Origin of the sequence: Micromonospora matsumotoense, from assembly GCF_900091525.1 — a bacterium.
GTDB lineage: Bacteria > Actinomycetota > Actinomycetes > Mycobacteriales > Micromonosporaceae > Micromonospora > Micromonospora matsumotoensis.
Map to the genome: position 1 here is coordinate 22,570 of NZ_FMCU01000031.1, position 26,926 is coordinate 49,495.

General features: G+C 72.6%; 15 protein-coding genes and 3 riboswitches. Of the genes, 3 read left to right on the forward strand and 12 right to left on the reverse strand.

What is annotated here, in order from left to right; translation table 11 throughout:
• The 3 genes from GA0070216_RS34885 to GA0070216_RS31785 all read right to left on the reverse strand — a co-directional run.
• On the reverse strand, window positions 1-6,134 hold a 6,134-nt coding region (locus GA0070216_RS34885), incomplete at its 3' end, for a non-ribosomal peptide synthetase (RefSeq protein ID WP_176739243.1).
• Window positions 6,131-10,537, reverse strand: coding sequence for a non-ribosomal peptide synthetase (locus tag GA0070216_RS31780; protein WP_091253987.1), 4,407 nt, complete (start codon window positions 10,535-10,537; stop codon window positions 6,131-6,133). The genes GA0070216_RS31780 and GA0070216_RS34885, both read right to left, overlap by 4 nt.
• A 139-nt stretch (window positions 10,538-10,676) precedes the next feature.
• Window positions 10,677-11,621: a methionyl-tRNA formyltransferase gene (locus tag GA0070216_RS31785; protein WP_091253990.1), complete on the reverse strand. Its 945-nt coding sequence runs from the start codon at window positions 11,619-11,621 to the stop codon at window positions 10,677-10,679.
• A gap of 127 nt (window positions 11,622-11,748) precedes the next feature.
• Between GA0070216_RS31785 and GA0070216_RS31790 the strand changes: the two genes are divergently transcribed.
• A complete protein-coding gene (locus GA0070216_RS31790; protein ID WP_091253994.1) occupies window positions 11,749-13,098 on the forward strand; it encodes a lysine N(6)-hydroxylase/L-ornithine N(5)-oxygenase family protein in 1,350 nt (449 codons plus the stop codon).
• A gap of 77 nt (window positions 13,099-13,175) precedes the next feature.
• On the opposite strand, the gene GA0070216_RS31795 is transcribed toward GA0070216_RS31790, so the two are convergent.
• The 7 genes from GA0070216_RS31795 to GA0070216_RS31825 form a co-directional block, all read right to left on the reverse strand.
• Window positions 13,176-14,090, reverse strand: coding sequence for an ECF transporter S component (locus GA0070216_RS31795; RefSeq protein ID WP_245722873.1), 915 nt, complete (start codon window positions 14,088-14,090; stop codon window positions 13,176-13,178).
• A complete protein-coding gene (locus GA0070216_RS31800; RefSeq protein ID WP_091253999.1) occupies window positions 14,087-15,724 on the reverse strand; it encodes an ABC transporter ATP-binding protein in 1,638 nt (545 codons plus the stop codon). Before GA0070216_RS31800 ends, GA0070216_RS31795 begins: the two co-directional genes overlap by 4 nt.
• A complete protein-coding gene (locus GA0070216_RS31805; RefSeq protein WP_141723265.1) occupies window positions 15,721-16,959 on the reverse strand; it encodes a CbiQ family ECF transporter T component in 1,239 nt (412 codons plus the stop codon). Before GA0070216_RS31805 ends, GA0070216_RS31800 begins: the two co-directional genes overlap by 4 nt.
• Window positions 16,952-17,851 (reverse strand): hypothetical protein, encoded by a 900-nt coding sequence (locus tag GA0070216_RS31810; RefSeq protein ID WP_425413212.1) that lies wholly within the window; start codon window positions 17,849-17,851, stop codon window positions 16,952-16,954. Before GA0070216_RS31810 ends, GA0070216_RS31805 begins: the two co-directional genes overlap by 8 nt.
• Window positions 17,848-19,296 carry a prenyltransferase/squalene oxidase repeat-containing protein gene (locus GA0070216_RS31815; RefSeq protein ID WP_091254006.1) on the reverse strand — a complete coding sequence of 483 codons (1,449 nt, stop codon included), beginning with the start codon at window positions 19,294-19,296 and terminating at the stop codon, window positions 17,848-17,850. Before GA0070216_RS31815 ends, GA0070216_RS31810 begins: the two co-directional genes overlap by 4 nt.
• A gap of 138 nt (window positions 19,297-19,434) precedes the next feature.
• Window positions 19,435-19,571: riboswitch (cobalamin riboswitch) on the reverse strand.
• A gap of 100 nt (window positions 19,572-19,671) precedes the next feature.
• A complete protein-coding gene (locus GA0070216_RS31820) occupies window positions 19,672-20,157 on the reverse strand; it encodes a hypothetical protein (protein ID WP_091254008.1) in 486 nt (161 codons plus the stop codon).
• A 32-nt stretch (window positions 20,158-20,189) separates the two neighbouring features.
• On the reverse strand, window positions 20,190-21,233 hold the full coding sequence (locus GA0070216_RS31825; protein ID WP_091254013.1) for a peptidase: 1,044 nt from the start codon (window positions 21,231-21,233) through the stop codon (window positions 20,190-20,192).
• 102 nt (window positions 21,234-21,335) lie between these two features.
• A riboswitch (cobalamin riboswitch) is annotated at window positions 21,336-21,500 on the reverse strand.
• 88 nt (window positions 21,501-21,588) lie between these two features.
• Here GA0070216_RS31825 and GA0070216_RS34890 point away from each other — a divergent pair.
• Window positions 21,589-21,765 (forward strand): hypothetical protein, encoded by a 177-nt coding sequence (locus GA0070216_RS34890; protein WP_176739245.1) that lies wholly within the window; start codon window positions 21,589-21,591, stop codon window positions 21,763-21,765.
• A gap of 194 nt (window positions 21,766-21,959) precedes the next feature.
• Here GA0070216_RS34890 and metE read toward each other — a convergent pair whose 3' ends face one another.
• Both metE and GA0070216_RS31835 read right to left on the reverse strand, forming a co-directional pair.
• Window positions 21,960-24,197, reverse strand: a complete 2,238-nt coding sequence (metE, locus tag GA0070216_RS31830) for a 5-methyltetrahydropteroyltriglutamate--homocysteine S-methyltransferase (protein WP_091254016.1) — start codon at window positions 24,195-24,197, stop codon at window positions 21,960-21,962.
• 116 nt (window positions 24,198-24,313) lie between these two features.
• Window positions 24,314-24,526: riboswitch (cobalamin riboswitch) on the reverse strand.
• Window positions 24,527-24,634: 108 nt separating this feature from the next.
• Window positions 24,635-26,122: an FAD-dependent monooxygenase gene (locus tag GA0070216_RS31835; protein ID WP_091254019.1), complete on the reverse strand. Its 1,488-nt coding sequence runs from the start codon at window positions 26,120-26,122 to the stop codon at window positions 24,635-24,637.
• A 68-nt stretch (window positions 26,123-26,190) separates the two neighbouring features.
• Here GA0070216_RS31835 and GA0070216_RS31840 point away from each other — a divergent pair, with 68 nt between their 5' ends.
• Entirely contained in the window at window positions 26,191-26,856 is a 666-nt protein-coding gene (locus GA0070216_RS31840) for a TetR/AcrR family transcriptional regulator C-terminal domain-containing protein (protein ID WP_091254047.1), read from the forward strand.
• Window positions 26,857-26,926: the final 70 nt, after the last annotated feature.

A 26,926-nucleotide genomic window follows, 5' to 3' on the forward strand; every position in this document is an offset into this window, starting at 1 on the left:
AGTCGCCAGGCGATCGGGATGTTGTAGGTCGGGTTCGGTCCTTCGAGGCGGTAGAGGAACCACAGCCGTTGTTGGGCGAACGACAGCGGCACCCGGTCCGGGCGTGGCCGTGCCACCAACGGCGCTCGACTCGATCCGACCAGCCTCGGCAGCAGACCCGCCACGGTCGGCGCGTCGAACACCGCGCGGACCGGCAACTCCACGCCCATGACGGCGCGCACCCGGCCGGCGAGGCGCATCACCAGCAACGAGTGGCCGCCCATGGCGAAGAAGTCGTCGTCGATGCCGACCGACGGCAGGCCCAGGACCTCGGCGAACAGGTCGCACAGGCGTTGTTCGCGGCTGTTGCGGGCGGGGGTGCCGCCGACCAGCGTGGAGAAGTCCGGGGTGGGCAGTGCGGTCACGTCGAGCTTGCCGGCGATGGTGCGGGGTAACGCGTCGACCTCGACGAATGCCGACGGGATCATGTAGTCGGGCAGCGTGGCCCGTAGCCGGTCGGTGTTGACCGGTCCACCCACCACGTACGCGACGAGTCGGCCGTCACGGACGACGACGGCGGCCTGACCGAGGGCGGCCTCGATCTCGCCGACCTCGATCCGGTAGCCGCGAATCTTGACCTGCCCGTCGGCGCGGCCGGCGAACTCCAGCACCCCGTCCCGGTTGAACCGGGCGAGGTCCCCGGTGCGGTACATGCGCGCACCCGAGGGACCGAACGGGTCGGCCACGAACCGCTCGGCGGTGAGCCCCGCCCGATTGAGGTACCCGTGTGCCAACCCGGCCCCGGCGACGTACACCTCCCCGAGCACCCCCGGTGCCACCGGCCGCAACCCGGCGTCGAGCAGATAGGTCCGCACGTTGCGCAACCGGTACGACGACCGGCCCGGACCCTCCCACCCGTAGGCGTCCACGGACGCCTCGGTCGGCCCGTACAGGTCGTGACAGGTCAGCCCCGGGGTGGCGCACACCCGCTGCCACAACTGCCCGTCGATCGCCTCACCACCGACGAACAGCACACTCAGGCCCGCGGCCAACAGCCCGGCCGGGAGCAACTCCCGCAGGAAGGTGGGCGTCACGTCCAGCACGTCGATGTGCTGTTCACGCAGCCGCGACACGAGTGGACCCGCATCGCGGTACTCGTCGTCGTCGAGGACGTGCAGGGTGTGCCCGTCGAGCAGCCAGAGCAGTGGTTCCCACGACCCGTCGAAGGTGAACGACGCCACGTGCGCGACCCGGCGCTTCGGGCCGGTCATGAACCGTTCCCGATGCGAGGCGAACAGGTTCACGATGCCCCGGTGCGGCACCACCACACCCTTCGGTCGCCCCGTCGACCCTGACGTGAAGATCACGTACGCGGCGTCCTCCGCCGACGGCGCGCCCACGGACGGCTCCGCCTCCGGCGCCGCCGCACCCACCACCAGTCGGGGACCGGTCCACGGCACATCGACGTCGCCGGTCGTGACCAGGATCGCCGGCCGGGCGTCGTCCAGCATCGCCGCGACCCGGTCGGTCGGCTGGTACGCGTCCAGCGGCAGGTACGCCGCACCCGCCTTGAGCACGCCCAGGATCGCCGGAACGGTGAGCGGGCGGGAGGTGGCCAGCGCGACGAGGCCGCCGGCGTACGGGGTCAGCGCGCCGGCGAGCCGCGACGACCAGTCGTCCAGTTCGGTGAACGTCCAGGCACGTCCGCCGGAGACCAGGGCCACCGCGTCGGGGCTGGCGACCGCCTGCGCGACGAACAGCTCCACGATGGAGCCGGCAGGGATCGGTACGGCGGGCTCCACGGCCAACAGCCGAAAACGCTCGGCCGGGGCGAGCACGTCGATCCGGCTGACCACCGCCGCCGGGTCGGCGGCGACCGTGGCGAGGACCCGCTGCAACCGCTCGACCAACGTCTGGGCGGAGGAACGGTCGTACCGGTCGGTCGCGTACTCCAGCTCGCCACGGACGCCACCGCGGGTCTCGAAGAAGTCGAAGGACAGGTCGAACATCGCGACGTGCTGGCGCACCCGCTCGGTCTCCACCCGCAGCGCCCCGAGGTGCCAGGTGCGGTCGGCCTCGCCGAGGTAGGAGACCATCGTCTGGAACAGCGGGTGCCGGCCCAGCGACCGCTCCGGGTTCAACGCCTCCACCAGGTGCTCGAACGGTACGTCCTGCCGGTCGAACGCCGCGAGGTCGGTCTCCCGTACCCGGGCCAGTAGTTCCCGGAAGGACGGGTCACCCGAGGTGTCGGTGCGCAGTACCAGTGTGTTCACGAAGAAGCCGACGAGGTCGTCCAGTGCGGTGTCCGGTCGGCCCGCCACCGGGGCGCCGAGCGGTACGTCGGTGCCGGCGCCCAGGCGTGACAGCAGCACTGCCACCGCCGCCTGCACCACCATGAACATGGAGGTCCCGGTCGACCGGGCCAGCACCCGCAGCCGTTCGGCCACCTCGGCGGGCAGCGTGAAGCCCACCACGTCGCCCCGGTGACTGGCCTGCGCCGGGCGGGGCCGGTCGGCCGGCAGATCCAACTCCTCGGGCAGCCCGGCCAGGGCATCCCGCCATCCGTCGACCTGCGCGGCGAGCGTGCCCGACTCTGCGCGCTGCCACAGCGCGAAGTCGGCGTACTGCACGGGCAGGGGCGGGAACGCGGGCACCAGTCCGGCGCAGCGGGCGGTGTAGGCGGCCACGATGTCCCGGCGTAGCGGCACATCCGACCATTCGTCGCCGGCGATGTGGTGCAGCAGCAGGAGCAACACGTGCTCGTCCGGGGCGATCCGGAAGAGCCGGGCGCGCAGTGGGGGCTCGTGGTCGAGGCGGAATCCGTACGCCCCGATCTCCGCGAGCTGTGCGGGGAGGTCCGCCTCGGCGATCTCCGCCACCGGCACCGCGACCTTTTCGGCGGGCAGGACCCGCTGGTACGGCTCGCCGCCGTCCTGATCGCTGACGATGGTGCGGAGGGCTTCGTGTCGGGCGACCACGTCACCGACGGCGGCGATCAACGCGTCGGCGTCGAGGCGACCGCGCAGTCGCCAGGCGATCGGGATGTTGTAGGTCGGGTTCGGTCCTTCGAGGCGGTAGAGGAACCACAGCCGTTGTTGGGCGAACGACAGCGGCACCCGATCCGGGCGTGGCCCTGCCACCAACGGCGCCCGACCCGACCCGACCAGCCTCGGCAGCAGACCCGCCACCGTCGGCGCGTCGAACACGGCCCGGACCGGCAACTCCACGCCGAGGACGGCCCGTACCCGGCCGGCGAGGCGCATCACCAGCAACGAGTGGCCGCCCAACGCGAAGAAGTCGTCGTCGATGCCCACCGACGGCAGCCCCAGCACCTCGGCGAACAGGTCACACAGGCGTTGTTCGCGGCTGTTGCGGGCGGTCCGACCCATTCCCGATCCGGCAAAGTCCGGGGCGGGAAGCGCCGCCACGTCGAGCTTGCCCGCGACGGTGCGGGGCAGTGCGTCCAGCTCGACGAACGCCGAGGGGATCATGTAGTCCGGCACCGTCGCCCGCAACCGGTCGAGGTCGACCGGCCCACCCACCACATACGTCACCAGTCGGCCGTCGCGGACCACCACGGCGGCCTGACCCATGCCGGCCTGGCCGAGGGCGGCCTCGATCTCGCCCAGTTCGATGCGGTGGCCGCGGATCTTCACCTGTCCGTCGGCGCGGCCGGCGATCTCCAGCACCCCGGCCGGGTTCCATCGGGCCAGGTCTCCGGTGCGGTACATGCGTGCGCCTGCCGGGCCGAACGGGTCGGCCACGAACCGCTCCGCCGTCAACCCCGTCCGGTGCAGGTAGCCGTGCGCCAGCCCGGCCCCGGCGACGTACAGCTCGCCGAGCACCCCGGGCGGCACCGGCCGCAACGCGGCGTCGAGCAGATAGGTGCGCACATTCGCCAGCCGGTACGCCGACCGGCCCGGACCGTCCCACCCGTAGGCGTCCACGGATGCCTCCGTGGGGCCGTACAGGTCGTGACAGGCCAGTCCCGGCGTCGCGCACACCCGCTGCCACAGCTGCCCGTCGATCGCCTCACCACCGACGAACAGCACGCGCAGGCCCGCGTCCAACACATCCGCCGCGACCAGTTCCCGCAGGAACGTGGGCGTCACGTCCAACACGTCGATCCGCTGCTGACGCAGGTAGCTGACCAGCGCGGCGGCGTCATGGTAGACATCGGAGTCGAGGACGTGCAGGGTGTGCCCGTCGAGCAGCCAGATCAGTGGTTCCCACGACCCGTCGAAGGTGAACGACGCGACGTGCGCGACTCGGCGCTTCGGGCCGGTCATGAACCGTTCCCGATGCGAGGCGAACAGGTTCACGATGCCCCGGTGCGGCACCACCACACCCTTCGGCCGCCCCGTTGACCCCGACGTGAAGATCACGTACGCGGCGTCCTCCGTCGACGGCGCGCCCAGGAACGGCTCCGCTTCCGGCACCGCCGCACCCACCACCAGTCGGGGACCGGTCCACGGCACCTCGACGTCCCCGGTCGTGACCAGGATCGCCGGCCGGGCGTCGTCCAGCATCGCCGCGACCCGGTCGGTCGGCTGGTACGCGTCCAGCGGCAGGTACGCCGCACCGCTGTCGAGCACGCCGAGCACCGCCGGAACGGTGAGCGCCCGGGGCAGCGCGAGCGCGACCCGATCGCCGGGCGTGACGCCGCGCCCGCGCAACGCCCCGGCCAGCCCGGCGGCCCAGCGCTCCACCTCGGCGAACGTCCACTCGCGTCCGTCCGCGACGAGAGCGACAGCGGTGGGCGTCCGGGTCACCTGCTCGTGGAACAGCGCACTGATGGTGGTGTCGGGCACCGGCCTGGCGGTGTCGTTCCAGTCACGCAGGACGCGGTCCCGTTCCACCGGGGTCAGCACGTCGACGGTGGCGAGGGGCGCGTCCGGGGCGTCGCAGATCCGGGTCAGCACCAGGGTCAGCCGGTCCAGCAGCGTCCCGGCGGCGTCCCGGTCGATCAGGTCGGCGCGGTACTCCAGATCGAGGTGCAGCCGGTGGCCGGGACGCGCGGTCAGGGTCAGGGGATAGTGCGCGCAGTCACGGACGGCCGCGCCCGTGACGCGTACCCCGTCGGCCGGCGCAGGCAGCGACTCGCCCAGCGGATAGTTCTCGAAGACCGTCAGGGTGTCGAACAACTCGCCGTGCCCGGCCAGCCGTTGGATCTCCGCCAACCCGAGGTGCTGATGCTCCATCAGCCGCACCTGCCCGTCCTGCAGGCGGCGCAGCACGGTCGCCACCGGTGCGGCCGGGTCCAGGGTGACGCGTACCGGGATGGTGTTGATGAACAGGCCGATCATGGTGTCGGCACCGGGGAGGTCCGGCGGTCGACCGGCGACGGTGGCCCCGACCACCACGTCGTCGCGTCCGGTCAGCGCCCCGACCACGATTCCCCAGGCCCCCTGGACCACCGTGTTCAGGGTGAGCCCACGGGTCCGGCCGAGGGCGGTGAGCCGAGCGGTCAGTGCGACCGGGAGGTCACGCACCAGGCGCTCCGGGACGACCGCGTGGGCTGGCGGACGGCCGGCCAGCAGGGTCGGCCCGTCCAGCCCGGCCAGTGCCTCGCGCCACGCGGCCTCGGCCGCCGGGCGGTCCTGGGCGGCGGTCCAGGCGAGGTAGTCGCGGAAGTCGGCCGGCTCCGGCAGCAGGTCGCCGCGGTAGAGGGCGATCAGCTCGTCCAGCAGCAACGGCACCGACCACCCGTCGAGCAGCAGGTGGTGGTGGGTGATCACGAGCCGGTGCCGGTGCGGACCGAGGCGGATCAGGGTCATCCGCAGCAGCGGGGCGGTCGCCGGGTCGAGCCGGGTCGCGAGGTCCGTGTCGAGGAACCCGGGGAGATCGTCCTCGGTCAGGGTCAGCGTGGCCCAGGGCAGCGGGACGTCCCGCGGCACCACGGCCACGAACTGCCCGTTCTTGCGGCGGCGGAAGGCCACCCGCAGGTTGGGCCGACGGTGGAGCAGCCCCTGCCCGGCGGCCCGCAGCCGCTCGGCGTCCAGTGGTCCGTCCAGGGCGACGGTCAACTGCCCGGTGTAGACGTCCGGGCCGTCCGCGGCGAGCTGCGCGTGGAACAACAGCCCTTCCTGCAGCGGGGTGAGCGACAGGATGTCGGCGATCCCGGAGGCCTGCCCGGGGGTGGCGGTCGCGGTCACGAAAGCTCCCATTCGGCCTCGAACTCGTCGATCTCGTCCTGGCTGAGCGTCAGCGTCAGGTCGGACGGGGTGAGCCCGCCGGCGGCCGGGCCACGGGCGTGCACGACGAGCGCCTCCAGCGCGGCGAACCAGGTCGCGGCCAGGTCGGCCACCGCCGCGTCGTCCAGCAGGTCACGCGGGTACGCCCAGGTCACACCCAACTCCGGGCCGGCCGTGGTGTCCTGCACGTACGCGTTGATCTCCAGGGTGTACGGGGCGACCGGCATGCCGAGGTCGAACCCGCCGGCCAGGATGCCGTGCCCCGCCACCGGCGTCCAGTTCCCGCCGTCGCCGGACGAGGCGGTGAACCGGCCGAGGTAGTTGAAGCTGACCTGCGGCGCGGGGCGGGCGGCCAGCTCGGGCCCGGTGTCCGGGTTGAGGTAGCGCAGCATCCCGTACCCGATGCCGTGGTCCGGGATGGCCCGCAGTTGCTCCTTGAGCCGCTTCAGCGCGGTGCCGGCGCTCGGCCCACCGGCCAGCGCGTCGGCGACGTCGATGTCACCGGGGTCGAGGCGGACGGGAAAGACGGTGGTGAACCAGCCGAGCGCCGGAGTGAGGTCGGCATTCGTGACGACCTGCTCCTCCCGGCCGTGCCCCTCCAACGCGATCAGCACCGAGCGCTCGGTGCCCTTCCCGCGCCGGGTCCGCCAGTCGATCATCGCCAGGGCGAGCGCGGTGAGCAGCACGTCGTTGATGCCGGCGTGGAAGGCGGCGGCGACTGTGGTGATCACCGGCTCGGTGGTCGCGGCGGGCAGCCGCACGGTGTGCCGGGCGACCGTGGCGAGGTCGTCCACCGGCCGCAGCGGGCGCGGCGTCAACGCCGGGTCCGCCCCGGTCAGGATGCCCTGCCACAGCGCCAGTTCCGCGGTGCGTTCCGGTCGCCGGGCCGCCTCGGTGAGGTCGGTGGCCCACCGCCGGAAGGACGTGCCGGTGCGTTCCAGGACCGGGGTACGCCCCGCCGTCCGCTGCTCCCAGGCGGTGGCGAGGTCGGCCGGCAGGATCCGCCAGGAGACGCCGTCCACGACACTGTGGTGGATGACCAGCAGCAACCGGCCCGGCGCGGCGGGCCCGCGGTCGAACCAGACGGCCTGGGCCATGACACCCCGCTCGGGGTCGAGTCGGCCGGCGGCGGCCTGCTCCTCGGCCTCGATCACCGCGCCGGGTGCGGCCCGCCGCAGCCACGGGCGACCGGTGCCGCGCGGTACGACGTGCAGCCGGCCCGGCGTCGCGGGGGTGGCGCGGACGAGCCGCGCGCGCAGCAGGTCGTGCCGGTCGGTGAGCGCGGTCAGCACGGCGGCCAGGTCAGCTTCGGTGGCTCCCGCCGGAGTGGCGAGCACGATCGACTGGCTGAACGCGTCGATCGGGCCGCCGGTCTCGTCGAGCCAGCGCAGGATCGGCGTGAACGGAACGTCGCCGACACCGTCGTCGGGCCGGTCCCGGGTGCCGGTGTCGAGGTCGGTGACGACCTCGGCCAGCGCGGCCACCGTCCGAAGCTCGAACACCTGGCGTGAGGTGCACACCAGCCCCGCCGCGCGGGCGCGCAGCACGAACTGGATGGAGACGATGCTGTCCCCGCCCAGGCTGAAGAAGTCGTCCTCGATGCCCACCCCGGGGACGCCCAGGACGTCCGCGTACAGCTCGCAGAGCACCTTCTCCCGGGGCGTGCGGGGCGCGGTGCCGGTGGCCTGGGCGGCGTAGTCCGGTGCGGGCAGTGCGGCCCGGTCGAGCTTGCCGCTGGTCAGCACCGGCAGCCGGTCGAGCAGCACGAAGCCGGTCGGCACCATGTAGCTGGGCAGCCAGGACTCGGCGTGCAGGCGCAGCGCCTTCACCAGCGCCGCCGGGTCAGCGACCGCGGCCGGGGTGTTGGCGTGCGCGACCGCCGCGCCGGGACGGTAGACGTGGCGGGGTTCCGCGCCGCGTTGGAAGACGACGTCCAGGTCCCCGCCGGTCGAGGAGCCGTCCCAGGTCACCGCGGCCCGGTAGCCGGACGCGTCGGCCAGTGCGTGGAGGTCCTCGACGGACGGGGCGGGTCCTCCACCCAGGCGCGCGTTCGGCACCCCGGTGACCCGCAGCCGCTGCGGGCCGTGGGCCAGTTGGTCGCGTACGCCGTCCAGGCGCCCCGTCCAGGCGTACGTCGTCTCGGGTGGGGGCGCGGGCCCGGACGCGGTGGTCAGCACCACGTCGTAGCGGTAGCGGCTCAGCTCGTTGTCGTAGTCGCCCCGCTTGACCCACACCTCGACACCCTGGATCGTCCCGGTCGGCAGCGCGGCGAAGTAGTCCGGGTCGAGCAGCAGTTCGCGTTCGGTGCGGACCGCCGCCTCGACGGCGGCGTCCCGCTCGGTGGCGGCCACGCCCCGGCTGGTCTGGATCGCCTCGTGCAACATCCGGTGCAGGCGCAGGTTGCGGACGTCACCGACGAAGATCACCCCACCGGGGGCGAGTCGTTCGGCCGCCGCGCGCAGCACGCGGGTCAGGTAGTCGGCGCTCGGGAAGTACTGCACCACCGAGTTGATGACGACCGTGTCGAACCAGCCGGCCGGCACCCCCGCAAGGTCGTGGGCCGCCTGGGCGCGGAGCGTGACCCGTTCGTCGAGCCCCGGGATCGTCGCCACCGCGGCCCGCAACGTGTCGATGGCCTGCTCGGAGAGGTCCAGCCCCCAGTAGCTCTCGCACTGCGGGGCGAGTCGCGACAGCAGCAGTCCGCTACCCACGCCGATCTCCAGGACCCGCCGGGGCCGCAGCGACCGGATCCGGTCGACGGTGGCGTCCCGCCACTGGCGCATCTGCGCCAACGGGATGGGCGAGCCGTCGAAGCTGCTGTTCCAGCCGGTGAAGTTCTCGTCGAAGCGCTCGACCCGGCCGGCCTGGTAGAGCAGTTCGTGCAGCTCCTTCCACTCGGCGACCTGACTGTCGGCCCGTTCCTGAGGTGCGTCGTCCGCGCTCGGGACGACGTAGGCCGCCAGCCGTACGTCACCCGGGCGGTCCTCGCGGGCCAGCACGGTGACCTGGCCGACGCTCGGGTGGCGGGCCAGCACCGACTCGATCTCACCCAGCTCGATGCGGTATCCGCGCACCTTCACCTGGTCGTCGACCCGCCCGAGGAAGTCCAGCCGTCCGTCGGCCCGCCAGCTCGCCACGTCACCGGTGCGGTACATCCGCTGCCCGGGTGGGCCGTACGGGTCGGCGAGGAACCGCTCGGCGGTCAGGTCGGGGCGGTTGACGTAGCAGCGGGCCAGGCCCGGACCGGCGAGGTAGAGCTCGCCGGGCACCCCGGGCCCGACCGGCCGCAACGCGTCGTCGAGCAGGTAGGCGTCGGTGCCCGGGTCGGGGCGTCCGATCGGCACCGAGGAGCTGTCGATCCGCTCCGGGTCACACTCGCCCAGCGTGGAGTTGACGGTGGCCTCCGTCGGGCCGTACGCGTTGAACATGCGGCGACCCCGCGCCCAGCGGGCGACCAGTTCCGGCGACACCCGTTCGGTGCCGGCCAACAGGATGCCCGGTGGCAGGTCACACTCCGGGGGCAGCGCGGCCAGCAGCGCCGGCGGCAGAATCATGAAGTTGACCTGGTGCCGGGTCGCGTACTCGGTGAGTGCCGGCCCGGCGACGCGGCGGTCGGCGGGGACGATGACCAGCCGCCCACCGGAGAGCAGGGCCAGGCAGAGATCCCAGAACGCCACGTCGAAGCTCGGTGAGGCGAAGTGCAGGACCCGGACGTCGGGGGTGAGCCCGAACCGCTCGAACTGGGTGGAGAGCAGCTTGGCCACGCCGGTGTGGGTGAGCAGCACGCCTTTGGGTCGGCCGGTCGAGCCCGAGGTGTAGATGACGTAGGCGGCGTGCTCGACCCGCAGGCCGGGCCGTTCGGGGTCGTCGGTCGGCGCGTCCGCCAGCTCGGCCACCACCTCGGGGGCGTCGAGCAGCAGCCGGGGCACACCGTCGGCCCGGGGCAGCCGGTCCGCCGACTCGGAGGTGGTGACCAGGCAGACCGGTCGCGCGTCGCCGACCAGGTAGGCGAGCCGCTCGGCCGGGTCGGCCGGGTCCAGCGGAAGGTAGGCGCCGCCGGCCTTCAGCACGGCCAGCTCCGCCACGATCATGTCGACCGAGCGCGGCACGGCGAGCCCGGCCACCCGGTCCGGGCCCAGCCCCCGGGCGACGAGCGCATGCGCCAGCCGGTTGGCCCTGGCGTCCAACTCGGCGTAACTGACCTCGGTGTCTTCGAAGACCACCGCCACCGCGTCGGGGCGACGTCGCGCCATCTCCGCGAAGGCGTCCGGGAGTGTGGTCGGGGCGACGGTCAACGGGCCGCCACTGGAGTACGCCTCCCGGTCTGCCACGGTGCCGCCGGTGCTGCCACCGATGATCTGCATACAGTCGCTCCTGAGGGCCGGGGCGGTCGGAGTCAGTAAGGTAAGCCTGCCCTAAATGCGCGGATTCGAGGCGCGGCGGACCCGGGGCCCGGCCCATCGGCGCGAGCCCCGCAGGCCCGTACGAATCAGCGCCCGGGCGTCACGGGTGGCTGGTGAGGTAGCCGCCCATGGTGCGGAAGTACTCGGTCGCGGTCAGCTCGGTGCCGTCGTCCAGGCGGACCCGCTCGATGGCGAGGCCACGGCTCCTGCCGCGGCGGGCCTCGGCGCCGGCCACGATGACGACGGCGTCGTTCTCGCGGATGAAGATGCGACCGGGCGTACCGCCGTAGTTGCCCTGCGAGACGGACGCGGCGACGATGCGCAGCCGCCGCCCCTGGTGGAACGCGTACGCGTTCGGGTAGGGGTCGGACTGCGCCCGGATCAACCGGTCCAGCTCCTCCGCCGACCAGGTCCAGTCGATGCGGTTGTCCTCATCGGACCGTTTGTGGAAGAAGCTGGCCTTCGAGCGGTCCTGCGGCGTCCAGTCGGTCTTGCCCGAGGCGATCAGCGCGAGACCGTCGACGGTGATCGGCCCGAACAGCTCCAGCGTCTTGTGGAAGAGATCGGTCGTCGTGTCCCGTGGGCCGACCGGCACCGACCGCTGCAACACGACGTTTCCGGCGTCCAGCTCCGCGTCCATCATGTGCGCGGTCACCCCGACCTCCTTCTCGCCGTTGATCAGAGCCCAGATCAACGGCGAGAAGCCCGCGTACGCGGGGAGCAACGAGTCGTGCACGTTGAGTGTGCCAAGCCGGGGCAGCTCGAAGATCTGCGGTGGGATCCAGGTACGCCAGTTGGTCGCCACGATGACGTCCGGATCGGCCTTCTCCAGCGGGACCAGCAGATCGTCGTCGGGCCGGTCGCGGACCTCGACCGGAACGCCGTGCGCCGCCGCGAGGTCCGCGACGGAGTCGCTCCAGATCCGCTCGTACGCGTGGTCACTCGGTGGATGCGTGACCACGAGAGCGACCTCGTGCTCCGAGTCCAGCAACGCTTGCAGGGTCCGATGCCCCCACGTCTGGTACCCGAACATGACTACCCGCACGGTTCCTCCTGGCCCATCCAACTCGGCGAAAGTTAGGTTAGTCTAACCTAGCTTTCTGCCGTCCCTGGGGGGCGGCTCTTTCATGCGCAGGATGTCGACACGCTCGACCTGACGATGAGGACCGCCGATGTCACAGGCCGCTCCGTACGGCGCAACACCGGTCTACGACCTGCTCGGAATCGGCTTCGGTCCGTCCAATCTGGCCTTGGCGGTCGCCGTGCACGAGCACAACGGCGGCCCCGGCGCGGCCGACCCGCTCACCGCGGTGTTCCTGGAGCGCCAGGCCCGGTTCGGTTGGCACCGTGGCATGCTGCTGGCGGACGCGACCATGCAGGTGTCCTTCCTCAAGGACCTGGTCACGTTGCGTAACCCCACCAGCGAGTTCAGCTTCCTGTGCTACCTGCAGGACCACGGACGGCTGATCGACTTCGTCAACCACAAGAGCTTCTTCCCGCTGCGCGTCGAGTTCCACGACTACCTTGAGTGGGCCGCGGCCAAGGTCGGCGACCTGGTGCGCTACGGCCAGGAGGTCACCAGGGTCGTCCCGGTGCTCCGCGACGGCGTCGTCGAGGCTTTCGACGTGCTGGTACGCCACAGTGACGGCGTCAGCTCGTACCGCGCTCGCAATCTCGTCATCGCGACCGGGCTGCTTGCGCAGACCCCGGCCGGCGTGGAGGTCTCCGACCAGATCTGGCACAGCCGTGACCTGCTGACCAACGTCGACCGGCTCGACGGCACCGACCCGTCTCGGTTCGTCGTGGTGGGCGCCGGCCAGAGCGCCGCCGAGGTCACCGCGTTCCTGCACGAGCGGTTCCCGACCGCCGAGGTGTGCGGCGTGTTCTCCCGGTACGGCTACAGCCCGGCCGACGACAGCGCGTTCGCCAACCGCATCTTCGACCCGGCCGCCGTGGACGACTACTTCACCGCGCCGTCCGAGGTCAAGACGATGCTGATGAACTACCACCGCAACACGAACTACGCGGTCGTTGACGCCGACCTCATCGAGGAACTCTATCGGCGCTCCTACCAGGAGAAGGTGACCGGCGTCCAGCGGCTGCGCCTGCTCAACATGTCCCGGCTGACCGGAGCCCGCGAGCGCGACGGCAGGGTGGCGGTCACCGTCGAGACGCTGACCACCGGCGAGGTGACGGTCCTCGACGCCGACGTCCTGATCTGTGCCACCGGTTACCAGCCGGTCGATCCGTTCCCGCTGCTCGACGACGCGGCCCGGTACTACCACCGGGACGAGTTCGGCCGGGCCGTGGTGCAGCGCGACTACCGCATCCGGGCGGACGCCTCCGTGCTGGCCAACGTCTACCTGCAGGGGGGCACCGAACACTCGCACGGCATCAGCGCCTCGCTGCTGTCCAACGCGGCCGTACGCGCCGGCGAGATTCTCGGCTCCATCGTCGGCCGTCGCACCGATGACCGCCCGATGGCCACCCGCGTCGCGGTGACCGCAGGCGTGCCGGACTGACGCGGAGTCGATGAGGTTGAGTATCCGGCCGCCGTGGCCGGTGCCCGTCAGGCGGGTGTGGCGCTCCCGTGCATGGTTCATCCCTCCCCGGGAGGTGCACCGCCCGACCAGCCGGCACGCACGTCGGGGCCGGGCTGCGGTGCCGCCACCGGCGTGCCGGACTGCGGCGCGGCCTTCGGGCGGGCCGGCTCCGGCCCGGGTGGGGCGAAGGTGACCGGGGCGTCGAAGGCGGCCCGTCGGGCGGCGCGGCGCAGGGCGGCGAGCACTGCCGGGCCGGCCAGCACGACCGCCACTGCGGTGGTGATCGCCCGCCCGGTGTCCCAGCCGAAGGTGGAGGTGACGGCGGTGAACACGGCGAAGCGGTGCAGGTTGTCCAGCACCGGCGCACCGGCGACGTAGGAGAGTTGAGTGTCCGCGCCAAGGCTGAACGGCCAGAACCACAGGTTCATCAGCAGGCCGTAGCCGTAGGCGGCGAACGCCCCGTATCCGGCCAGGACGGCCACCTCGGTCCGGCCGCGTAGCCGTGCGGGGAGCAGACCGGCGCCGAGCCCGATCCAGGAGGCGCACAGCATCTGGAACGGCAACCACGGGCCCACCCCGGCGGTGAGCAGCGCGGAGGCGAACAGCGACGTCGAGCCGAGGAGGAACCCGAAGCCCGGCCCGAAGACCCGACCGGCGAGGACGAGCAGGAAGAACACGGTTTCGATGCCTGCGGTGCCAGCACCGAGGGGGCGCAGCGCGGCGTTGACGGCGGCGAGCACGCCGAGCATCGCCAGGGCCTTGCTGTCGATGCCGCCGGAGCTGAGTTCGGCCAGGATGAGCGCTACGAGTACCGGCAGCATGACGAGGAAGACCAGTGGGGCCTCGCCGGTGCGGGCGGTGCTCTCGGGATGGGCGGGAATGAAGAATGGCCAGGTGAAGGTGGCCAACGCGGCGGCGGAGGCGAGGGCCAGCACCACGGCGGTGCGCGGCGCGATCCGCAGCACGCTCATGCCGGTTCCCTGGTCGGCCCCAGCGCGGCGGTGACCTGCTCGACAGTGAGCCACGGTGCCGGGGCGAGGACCTTGGCCACCTGCGGGGCGAACGCCGGTGAGGCGAGCATGACCTCGGCCGTGGTGCCGTCGGCCACGATGTCCCCGTCGGCCATCACGATCACCCGGTCGGCGAGGTTCGCGACGAGTTCGACGTCGTGTGTCGCGACCACCACCGCGTGGCCGGCGGCAGCCAGCCCTCGTACCAGGGCGACGAACTGCCGCTTGGCGAGGTAGTCCAGGCCACGGGTCGGTTCGTCGAGCAGGACCACCGGTGGGGCGGCGGTGAGTTGGACGGCGAGGACGAGCGCCAGCCGTTGCCCCTCGGAGAGGTCCCGGGGGTGCCGGTCGCCGGGCAGACCGGGGGCGAGCCGGTCGAGCAGGGTGCGGCAGGTGCCGGCCGACGCGGCGGTCTCCCGGTCGGCCTGGCGGCACTCGGCGTCCACCGTCTCCAGATAGAGCAGATCTCCCGGGGTCTGCGGGACGAGTCCGACGTGCCGGCGGGCCTGACCCGCCGACAGGTTCTTCGGATCGACGGTATCCCGCCCGCCCCCACCGGGGACGGTGACGGTGCCGGTGTGGCGGGGTCCGCTGCCCTGCACCGCCCAGAGCAGGCTCGACTTGCCGGAGCCGTTGCGGCCCATCAACGCGACGACCCGGCCGGCATGCAGGTCGAGGTCGATGCCGGCCACGGCTACGGTGCCCGGATACCGCACGACGATCTTCCGGGCGGTCAGCGCCGGGGTGGTCGCCGGGGCGGACGTCGGGTCGGGAGGCGTCGTGTCGGCGAGCTGCTGACGCAGGACGGCGGCCCGTCGGCGGGCGTCGCGGACCGACAGCGGCAGCGGTGCCCAGCCGGCCAGGCGGCCCAGCTCGACCAGCGGCGGCGCGAGATCGACATCGGCCAGCACCGCCGCCGGCTCCCCGTCGACCACCCGGCCGTCGCCGGGTAGGTAGAGCAGCCGGTCGGCGTACTGCACGACCCGTTCCAGGCGGTGTTCGGCCAGTACCACGGTCACGCCCAGGTCGTGGACCAGCCGGGTGACGGTGGCGAGGACGTCCTCGGCCGCGGTGGGGTCCAGGGCGGAGGTGGGTTCGTCGAGCACCAGCACCCGGGGGTGGGTGGTGAGGACCGCGCCGATGGCGACCCGCTGCTGCTGCCCGCCGGACAGGGTCCGCAGCGGCCGGTGTCGCAGCTCGGCTATGCCGAGCAGGTCGAGGGTCTCCTCCACCCGCTTGCGCATCACCGCCGCTGGCAGGGCCAACTGCTCCATGCCGTACGCCAGCTCTTCTTCGACGGTGTCGGTGACGAATCCGGACAGCGGGTCCTGGCCGACGACGCCGACGATGTCGGCGAGGTCGCGGGGCGGATGATGACGGGTGTCCCGGCCGTCGACAATGACGCTGCCATACAGGGTGCCGCCGGTGAAGTGCGGCACCAGCCCGTTGATCGCCCGCAGCAGCGTCGACTTGCCGGCCCCGGTGCGACCGGCGACCAGGCACAGTTCGCCCTCATCGACCCGCAGTGTCACCTCGCGCAGCGGCGGTGGACCGTCGTCGGTGTAGCGGACGGTCACCCGGTCAAAGGTGATCACGCGCGACCTCCGGGTAGGGGTGTCACCGGGTCGCTGGCGCGGGTGGACGCCATGGCGTCACTGACCGGCACGGCCACCGTCGGTGGGCGGGTGGACGGCAACCCGGGCGGCGGTGCCAACCAGGCCGGCCCCGCTGCCACCGCGACGGCGAGCAGCATCAGCGGCGTCACTTCGGGCCAGGTGAGCGGGCTGACCGGCGGATAGACCAACTCCGGGGCGACGGAGCCGGCGAACAGAGTCAACGCGGCGGCGGCCAGGCCGCAGCCGGCAACCAGCAACTCGGCGGGCTGCCACCGGTCCGGACGGTAGCGGCTACGGCGGACCCGGCGGCCGGCCAGCAGCATCCCGGTCACGGCGACGGCCAGGCCGGCGAGGAGCATCGGCAGGCCCAGGTAACCGGACCCGGTGGAGTCGAGCAGCCCGTACGTGCCGGCGCAGACGCCGACCAGCCCGCCGAGCACCAGCGCGCCCGTCGCGGCGCGCTGACCGGCCGGCACCGCCGCGGTGCGGCCGTAGCCGCGGGAGTCCATCGCGGCCGCCAGCGCCAACGACCGGTCCAGGGCGTCGGCCAGCACCGGCAGGGCGATCCCCCGGAGGGCACGCATACCCCGGCCGGTCGCGCCGCGCAGCCTGCGCGCCCGACGCACCCGCAGCACGCTCTCCACCAGTTGCGGCGCGACCGACAGCGCCACCACCACGGCCGTGCCCACCGCGTACAGCGCCCCGGGTACGGCCTTGAGGAGCCGTTTCGGGTTGGCCAACGCGTTGGCGGCACCGAGGCAGACCAGCATCGTGGCCAGCCGCAGCCCGTCATAGAAGCCACCGAGGACCTGCTCGACAGCGACCGGTCCGAACAACCGGATGCCCGCCGCCCACGCGGGCAGTGGGATCTCCGGCAGCGACACCAGCAGATGCTCGCCCTGACCACCGCCGAAGATGATCCGGAACACCACCCGCATCGCGATGATCACCGCGCCGAGGACGAGGTACATCCGGAACGCCAGCGCCCACGGAGCGTCGCCGCGTCGCCGCACCACCACCAGCGCGGTAACGGCGACGAGCAGCGCCAACAGCAGCGGGTTGGTGGTGTGGCTGGCCGCCGTGGCCAGTCCGAGCGCCCACCACCACCACGCGCCCGGATGCAACCCCCGTGGCAAACGCGCCGCCGACCAGCGGCGCGGTCCGCGCCCTGAGTCCGCCCTGACCGAGGCAGCGCCGGTGCGACGGTCAGTCATCGGGGCCGGCGGTGCGCCGTCGTCGGGCGGTGACCACGCCACCGACGGCGAGCGCCGTCAGCAGCAGCGCCCCGGCGACCGTGCCGAGCGGCAACCCGCCCCCGCCGTCGTCGGAGGCGGCGACCTCGGTCACCGCCGGCTCGCCAGCCGTACCACCCGATGGGCCGGTGACACCACTGGGCGTCGCCGCCGGCACCGATGTCGAAGGTGTCGCCGTCACACCGGCTGTCGCCGTGCCCACCGGGGTGGCGCTCGGGGTGCCGGCGGGAGGGAGGGTGGTGGTCCGACCGGCCCCGCCGGCCGGGGGTACGACCGGATTGCCACCTGCGGCCGGCGGTGGCGCGGCCGGCCCGCCACCCGCCGCAGGTGGTGTGGGCGGCGGTGGAGGTGTGGGGGCCGGCCGTTTCGGCGTGACCCCCGGCCGGGGGGCGTCGTTGGCGTTGCGGTGGAGCGAGAAGGACCAACCCTCGAAGCTGCCGGCCGGCGGCTTGCGGTTGAGGACGCCCTTGTCGCTGTACGCCCAACCGCCCCCGTTCGGGGCATGCCAGTACGACCAGTAGGCGCTGGCCGGCGGGGTGTCCACGCACTTCTCCGACGCTGCCGACGGCTTGCCCCCGATCCGGCAGATGAACCCCTCACCCCAGCGCAGCGTGCCGGTGACCTCGAAGCCGGCGTTCTTGAGCGCCGCGAGACCGGTGGCCTGGGCACCAGGGGCGCAGCGCACCACCGTGCCGCCGCCTAGTTCGTGGAAGTCGACAACGACGGTGACCCCGGAGGCGTCCGGGCAGTAGCCGGCCGACCCGGCAGCCGTTGCCGGGCTGCCCGGCCAGGACACGGTGCTCACCGCGGCGAGCACGACGATCGTCGCGGCATGAGCGGCCCGGCTGCTCACTCCGCCCGCCGCCGACGTCCGAGCACCAACAGCACCGCACCACCGCCGATCAGCAGCAACGCGACCAGCACGTACCCGATGATCGCCGCGCCGGTGGTGGGGAGGTCGGGCAGCGTGGGGGCGGCCGGGGTGGTGCTCGGCGCGGCGGTGCCGGTCGGTGACCCGGTGGGGGAGGGCGTCGCCGGGGTCGCGGTTGCGCTCGGGCTCGGACCGGCCGGGCCCGTCGCCGTCGGTGTCGGTGTGGCCGTCGGTGTGGGGGAGGCAGTCGGTGTGGGCGACGCGGTGCCGGTCGGCGTCGGCGTCGGCGTCGGCGGCAGGTCGAGGCCGATGCGGCCCAGCGGCACCTGAGCGAGCCCGAGCAGGGCCTGTGCGGTGGCCCGGCGCCACTGGTCCCGGTCGGTGTCCGTGATCCCGGCCGTGACGGCGCTGGTGAACGACTCGGCATGGTAGGCGATCGCGCCTGCGTCGTCGGCGGCCGCACCGCCGTTCGCTGCGGTGAGCTGCAATCCGGTCAAAGCGTGGGCGGCCTGTGCGGCCTGGCTGTCCCGGCCGGCAGCGGCGAGCGCCTGTCCGGCCAGCCCGGTGCTGTTGGAGTTCGCGCCGGTGGTCGGGCCGGAACCGCCGAACGAGCCGTCGGCGTGCTGCTGACCCACCAACCAGTCCGCGCCCCGGCGGGCGGCGTCGGAGGCACCGGTGGCGCCGGTGTCGGCGGCGGCCAGCAACGCCTGCACGGCCATCGCCGTGGAGTCGACGTCGAGGGTCGCGCCCGGCTGCTCGTCGCAGGACGGTGAGGGACCGTCCGCAGTGTCCGGGTAGAGCCGGAAACCACCGGCAGCGCACTGCTGCCGAACGAGGAAGTCGACGGTGTCCTGCGGCAGGTCACCGCTGCGGGCCAGCCCCAGCACGGCGAAGGACTGGTCGAAGGTGTTGCTGGCGTCCGGTCCACTGTCGGCCGTGGTGCGACTGGTGATCCGTCCCCGCTGGTGCCCTGCGTCCGCCCCGGCGATCAGGGACAGGGTCACCGCCCGCAGGTCGTACCCGCCGAAGTCGGTGGGGTCGGCGCCGGCGGCGGACGCGACGTAGAGCAGCTTCGCGGTCGCCCCGCCGTCGGTGAAACCCTCGATGCCCCAGTCGTCGTAGCTGTTGTAGGACCGGACGTGCGCCGCGACCTGCCCGGTCGCCGCCTGGCGTGTCGGTGCCGACCCGCCGGTGGCGGACATCGCGATGATGCCGTCGATGGTCAGGCCCCAGTCCTGACCGCCGAACGGTCCCGGCAGCGTGCCGTCGGTGAACTCACCGGCCAACCACGAGGTGGCGTCACGCGCGGCGGCGGCATCAGCCGGGGCGGGTGCGGCCGCCCCGGCCAGGGGCACGGCGGCGGCCGTGACGACGGTTGTCACCACGATTGCGCCGAGACCGGTGGCGAGACGCCGGGACAGAAGCATGGGAGTGCCTTTCGCAGAGCGGTCGGTGAGAACTCCGGAACACGTCCCCGGACACGTCACCCCGCTCCGCGTGCTGCGGTGAGCGGGGTGAACGGACCGTCGATGGCAGACCGGACCTCACCCTGTAGACCTCGACAGTGGAAGCCGCTCGTCCGGGCGGGGCATTCCGGCTCGCGAGAGGACTCTCGCTCACGGCTGCGGGTCAGCGCCGGCTTCTACCGGCTTTCCCCCACACGGGACGTATGCAGTTGTTCACCCGGCGCACCGGATGCCGAACACCGTACCGCCCTGGCGTCGCAGGACGCCAGGGCGGCGGCCGGCAGCTGACACGCCGGTCACACCAGCACGCCGGTCACACCAGGGATGCGGTCAGGGTCAGGGCACGGCGATGCTCGGCGCTGCGCCCGCCCCGAACGACCATCCCTCGACGCTGCCCGGAGCCGGGTTGTAGCTGCCCGCGCCCGAGGAACTGTAGGACCACGACCCGCCCGCCGGGGCATGCCAGTACGACCAGTAGGCGGTGGCCGGCGGCGTGTTGACACACGGCTCGGTCGCGGAGGTGGGCTTGCCGTTGATCCGGCAGACGAACGCCAGACCCCAGCGCGAGGTGCCGGTCACCGTGAAACCGGCCCCCTGCAGGGCGGCCACCCCGGTGGCCGGGTCGCCCAGGGCGCACGCGACCTGCACACCCCCGCCGAGCGCGCCGAAGTCAACCACGACGGTGACCCCTGAGGTGCCGGTGCAGGCGGCGGCGTGCGCCGCCTGCGGCGCGGGCTCGACGGCGGTCAGGGCGACAGCGGCCACGGCGGCGGCCACCAGGCCGGCGAGCCGTACGCGGACGATGGATCGGAGACGGAACACAGGTCCTCCCGGGTTCAGGTCGGCACGACAGGTCATGGACAGGTGAGGACCGGCGCGCCGGAACCGGCGGCCGCAGCGGAGAGCGTGGCGTAGCCGTCGCCGGTCAGGCCCAGGACGGCCTGGCCGGTGGCGCGGGTGGCGGTGGCCGGGTCGAAGACGCCGCCGTCGAAGTCGACCGCGCCCCGGTCGGCCGGCGCACCGGCGCACCCCACCTGCAGGCCGACCAGGTACACCCGTGCCCGCGCCCAGGCCAACGGCCGGTGGCCGGTGCGGAGCGCCTGCGCGGCGAGCCCGGTGCTGTTGGCGTTCGGGACGCCCGCCGAGTCGGCGAAGCTGCCGTTGGCACCCTGCACCGACACCAGCCAGCGCAGCCCGGCGGCAGCGGCGACCGGACGCCCCGCCGCCTGGAGGGCCTGCACCGCCAGTGCGGTCGCGTCCACATCGGAGGTGCACACCGGCTGCGCGGGCAGGAGCGGGTATCCGCCGTCCGGGCAGCGGGTCCCGGCCAGCCAGGTGGCGGCGGTCGCGGGCGCACCCTGCGCCGTGCGGTCCAGCGCGAGGATCGCGAAGGACTGGCTGAACGCGTTGCTGTAGTTCCCGTACGCCGACCGGTCGGTGAACCGTCCGCTGGGCGATTCCAACCCCCGCAGCCGGGCGATCAGGTCGACCCCGCCGACGTCGGTCGGGTCGCCCCCGCGTACCTGCACGGCGAGGGCGAGCTTGGCGGTCGCGCCCGCGTACGCCTCGGTGCCGCCGTCACCGACGTAACCGTCGCGGACGTCCGGCCGGGTGACCCAGGTCAACGCCCGCGTCCCGAAGTCGTCGGCGACACCGGCGGCGGCGAAGGCGAACACCGCGTCGAGGGTCAACCCCTGGTCGGGGTAGGCAACGCCGTCGAAGACCACCTCGAATCGTTCGCCGTCGACGAGTTGGCGCGCGAGCCAACCGGCGGCGGCCCCGGCCCGGTCGACTCCGGGGTGCGCGGGCGCGGCGGTCGCAGGTGCGGCGAGGGTGAGGGCGGCGAGTACGCCGCAGAACAGGGCGAGCAGGCGGTGCCGGCTCAGGCGGGCGACCATCGGAAGCGCCTTTCCGGCCCGGCGGTCGTCAGAACCCGGGCGACCACCACCGGCAGGCAGCATCGACCGGCCTCCGACCCGTGGGCCACGACGGGTGGGGAACGGAAATCACGCTCGCGGGCGGGTATTCGGGCTCGCCGTCGAGGTGTCTGCCACCTTGACGACCTACCGTTGCGGGCCAGCGCCGGACTTCGACCGGACTTCCCCCGCGCACAGGCGTTGATGGAGTTGTCGCGACAGTCTGATCCCCGCGACGGTGAATGTCAATGCGCTACCGCCCGGATACGAATCGTGACAATCGGGGCCGTCGTCCCTGCGGAGTGCACCCACCACAGCCCTCGCCATCGACGAGATCATGGCCAGCGCCGGGACGGTGCCGGTTCGTGCCCTCCACCGCATCGACCAGGTGAACGCCCTGAACAAACTGCTCAGCGACATCCGGCAGACCCTCGACGCCACGCAGAACTGCTGCGAGGCCCGCCGTAACGCCGACAGACGGATCAGAAACCTGACAGAAACCGAACGGATCTAGCAACCGTCGACCGCTTCGGAACCGACACCGCGCCACGCGCGAAGGGCTCCGCCGGACCTCCCCGGGGACCGGCACCAGCGCGGGTGGGACGGTGATCTCGCGAGCCGCCCGATCTTGCCGGCGGACCGGAGAGGCCGGTCTACTCGACGAGCTGTTCCGGGCGGACCTGCGGGGATCCGCCCGGAACAGCCCGATCAGTTCCCGCGGACCTCGGCGGCGGCGGCGACGAGGTGTCGGAGGGACGCCTCGACCTCGGGATAGGTGCGGGTCTTCAGGCCACAGTCCGGGTTGACCCACAACCGTCGGGCGGGCACGGCCGCGAGGGCTCGGCGGAGCGCGTCGACCACCTCGTGGTGGGGTGGGATGCGGGGCGAGTGGATGTCCCACACCCCCGGGCCGACGCCCCGGCGGTAACCGATCGCGGCCAGGTCGTCGAGAACCTCCATCTTCGACCGGGACGCCTCGATGCTGGTGACGTCGGCGTCGAGGGCGTCGATCGCGGTGATCACCTCGCCGAACTCGCTGTAGCACAGGTGGGTGTGGATCTGGGTGTCGTCGGCGACGCCGCTGGTGGCCAGACGGAACGCGCCGACCGCCCAGTCCAGGTACGCCTTCTGGTCGACCCGGCGCAGCGGCAGGGTCTCCCGGAGGGCGGGCTCGTCGACCTGGATGATTCGGATTCCGGCCGTCTCCAGGTCGCGGCACTCGTCGCGCAGCGCGAGCGCGACCTGGTCGGCGGTGTCGGCCAGGGGCTGGTCGGTGCGGACGAACGACCAGGCGAGGATGGTGACCGGGCCGGTGAGCATGCCCTTGACCGGACGGTCGGTCAGCGACTGGGCGTAGGTGGACCACGCGACGGTCATCGATGCCCGGCGGCTCACGTCGCCGTGGATGATCGGTGGGCGGACGCAGCGGGAGCCGTAGGACTGCACCCAGCCGTTGTCGGTGGCGGCGAAGCCGTCGAGTTGTTCCCCGAAGTACTGGACCATGTCGTTGCGTTCCGGCTCGCCGTGCACCAGCACGTCCAGGCCCAGCCGTTCCTGCAACCGGATGACCTGCTCCACCTCGGCGCGCATCCGGGCCGTGTAGCCGGCGTCGTCGAGGGTGCCGGCGCGGTGCGCGGCGCGGGCCCGGCGCAGCTCGGTGGTCTGCGGGAACGATCCGATCGTGGTGGTCGGCAGGTCCGGTAGCGCCAGCCGTTCCTGCTGGCGGGCGGCCCGGGACGGATAGTCGGCGCGTTGCCGGTCGGTGGGGCGCAGCGCGGCCAACCGGCCGCGGACGTCATCGTGACGCCAGGCCGCCGGGATGGGCGGCGGCGGGGCGGGCAGGGTGGTGGTGCCGTCGCGTAGCGCACGCCCGAGCAGGACGACCTCGTCGACCTTCTGCCGGGCGAACGCGAGCCGCGCGGACAACTCCGGGTCGAGGGAGGTCTCGGCGGACAGGTCGACCGGAACGTGCAGCAGCGAACAGGAGGTGGACACCGCGACCTGGTCGGCCAGTCCGACGACCGTGGCACCGGCGGTGACGGCTGCCCGTAGATCTGTGCGCCAGATGTTGCGCCCGTCGACCAGGCCGGCGACGACGGTCTTGCCGCGCAGGGGACCGGCGGCGGCGAGCCTGCGCAGGTTGCTGCGACCGGCGACCAGGTCCAAACCGATCGCCTCGACCGGAGTGTCCAAAAGCGCCGGCAGCGCGTCGTCGAGATCACCGAAGTAGGTGGCGACGAAGATCTGGGGGCGGTGTGGCAGTTCACCGAGGCGTCGGTAGGCGTGCCGCAGACCGTCGATCTCAGCCGGGCTGCGGTCGGCGACGTAGGCGGGCTCGTCCAGTTGGACCCAGGCCACGCCCGCGTCGGCCAGGGCGGTGAGGATCCGGGCGTACGTGTCGACCAGGTCGTCGAGTCGGGCGAACGGATTGTCGCCCTTGGCCAGCAGCAGGAAGGTGGCCGGCCCGACCAGCACCGGTCGGGTGGTGATGCCCAGGTCACGTGCCTGCGCGTACTCGCCCAGGGCCTTTTCCGGATGCGCCGCGAACACGGTGTCGGGGTCGATCTCCGGCACCAGGTAGTGGTAGTTGGTGTCGAACCACTTGGTGAGTTCCAGCGCGGGTGCGGCATCGACGCCACGGGCCATGGCGAAGTAGGTGTCGAGTTGCCCGAGGCCGAGCCGGGCGAAGCGGTGGGGGACCGCACCGACTGCGACGGCGGTGTCGAGCATGTGATCGTAGTAGGAGAACGTGTTGGACGGGATGGCGTCGAGGCGGGCGTCGCGCAGCGTCCGCCACACGTCGGCGCGTAGCCCGGTGGCGATGTCCTCCAGGCCGGTGGCATCCAGCGTGCCGGCCCAGTACGCCTCGACGGCCCTCTTCCACTCGCGGTGGGCGCCGATCCGGGGGTAGCCGAGCACGGTGCTCTGCCCGAATGAGGTGGTCACAGGTGGTCCTTCCCTCGCGGTGACCGGCGACCACCCGAGAGAGGAAGACGGATACGCCACGGCGTAGCCGACATTCCGCCCTGGCCCTCCCGAGAGGCCGCCGACGGCGCGCACCGGTGGTACGCGCAGTGCTGGCAGGTCTTCGGACTCGTGGGCGTGACACCTGGTCGCCTACTGGCCGTCGCTTCCCAGACCTTGCGGTCCAGTGCTCTGTTGACGGCGGTCGTTCCCACTCACCGCTGCGGGGCAGTCCCGGTCTTGCACCGGGTTCCCTCTTACGACGCCTCGCCCGAGGACGGGAGAGGCGAACCAGCACCGTCCGCGATCGTACGCCCCACCGCCGCCTGCCGTGGCCGGTGTCCGAGGCGCGGGATACGGCTCTCGCCACAGGCGTACCGCCGCTGTTCGGGTCACGGGTGACCAGCCGCTCGGACACGTTAACCCCCACGGGTGGTCTTCACCGTGGAAGAAGCGGGCTCGCCCGCCCAGACGGTCAGCGCGTTCGTGCGTTCGCTCGCCGGCTGGTCGTCGCGGCTGAGCCAGGCCACGTGGCCGTCGGGGCGAACGAGGATCTCGGTGACGCCGGCCAGGGCCGGGTGCGATCCGGCCGAGGTCGCCCCGAGGACGACGCGGCCGGCCCAGTTGGCCACCTCACCCGTCGCCGGGCCGGCGTTGGTCAACGTGAGTAGTGCGAACGAGCCTCCGCGCAGCAGTTCGTAGACGCTGGCGTGCGAGGTCAGCGCAACGTCGGGCATGCGGGCACCGATCAGTGGTTCCGCAGATGTGCCGTACCGGGTGTCGAGTGCCGAGACCGCGCCGGCGATCCGCCGGTTGACGACGTCGATGCCGAGCAGATCGTCGAGCAACGTGCGCAGGGCGGTCGCCGGCCGTTCGTACTGCCCGACGAGCGTCAGCTCTAGCAGCAGCGTCTGCACCTCGGTGTTGGCGGTGACGGCGGCACCGACCGGATGCCGCTCGTCGTGGTACGTGTCGAGCAGTCCGTCCGGTGCCCACCCGTGCACTGCCGCGGCCAGCTTCCAGCCGAGGTTCGCCGCGTCCTGCAGCCCGGTGTTGAGGCCCTGCCCGGCCGCCGGGAAGTGGATGTGCGCGGCGTCGCCGGCCAACAGGACGCGGCCGGCCCGGTATCGTGCGGCGAGTCGGGTGGCGTTGCCGAAGCGGGAGAGCCAGCGGGGCTCGGCGACCCCGAAATCCGTTCCGCAGACCCGCAGCAGCGAGGCCCGGAACTCGTCGAGCGTCACCGGCGTTGACGACGGCTCCCGCATCCGTTGCGGGTCGACGGCCACGAAGCGGGTCGTCCCGTCGCCGAGCGGGACGGCCAGCACCCCACCGGATTCGGCCCGGCCCAGGGTGGAGGCGTCCACGACGGCGAAGTCGCCGAGCAGGCCGGTGAGGGTCTCGTCGGTGCCGGGAAACTCGATCCCGGCTGCTTCCCGGACCACGCTGCGGCCACCGTCGCAGCCGACGGCATACATGGCCCGCAGCACGGTGTCGCCGACCGTGACGGCGACACCGTCGGCGTCCTGGGAGACCCCGGTTACCGCTGCACCACGCGAGATCGGTACGCCCAGGCCCCGCACCCATTCGGTCAGCAACCGCTCGGTCTGCGCCTGGGCGAGGAACAGCGTGTACCCGTGCCGGCCGTCCAGCGCGGCGAAGTTCAGCCGGGTCGGTAGTCCCGCGAAGTGCCATCCGGGCACGGGTTTTCCCTGCGACAGGAATGTGCCGGCCAGCCCGCGCTGGTCCAGCACCTCGACGCTTCGCGGGTGCAGGGTGAGCGCCCGCGAGTGGCGCTGGGGCGAATCGCGCCGTTCCACGATCCGCACGCGGACCCCGGCCAGGGCCAGTTCCCCGGCGAGCATCAGCCCGGTGGGGCCCGCTCCCACCACGATCACCTCGGCATCCATCCGATACTCCCATCCCGCATGATTAATGAACACCGTTCACGTGAACGTGGTTCACTATAGTGCTGACCATGGGCGCTGAGGCAACCCCCGCACCGAAATCAGGTCCGACCCGAGGTCGGCCGCCCAGGCTCGACCGTGAGCGCACCATCGACGAGGCGCTGCGCCTGCTGAACGAGGGTGGACTGGACGCGCTGACCATGCGCCGTCTCGCCGAGGCGCTGAACGCGCAGGCCGGAGCCCTCTACCGGTACTTCGCCACCAAACAGGACCTGCTCACCGCGATGGCCGAACGGATGCTCACCGGATGCGCAGACGACGCCGACGGCCCAGACTGGGCGCAGACCGTCACGGCTCTCGCCCATCGGCTGCGCGCGTCCCTGCTCGCCCACCGCGACGGCGCCCGCGTCTATGCCGGCACCCGTTCGATCGGGCCGAACACCCTGGGGTTCGCCGAGGCCGCCGTCGCGGCGCTCATCGAGGCGGATTTCGCGCCCGACGACGCCGCACGTGCGATGTTCTCGATCGTGCACTTCACCATCGGGCACACCCTTGAGGAACAAGCGGCTGCCGGCGACCTGGCCGACCTGACCCAACTGCGCAGCGCCCTGGATCCCGGGGCCTATCCCGCGTTGGCGGCAGCCGGTGCGGCACTGACCGATCCCGGCTTCGCCACCCACTTCGAATTCGGGCTCACAGCCCTGATCGACGGCCTACGTGTCGGGCTCCGAAAATAGGCCGGGAATCCCTGTCCTGGGCATGACAGTGGTCGGCTGAGGCCGAGGTGAGGGACCTTCCGGCAGGCTA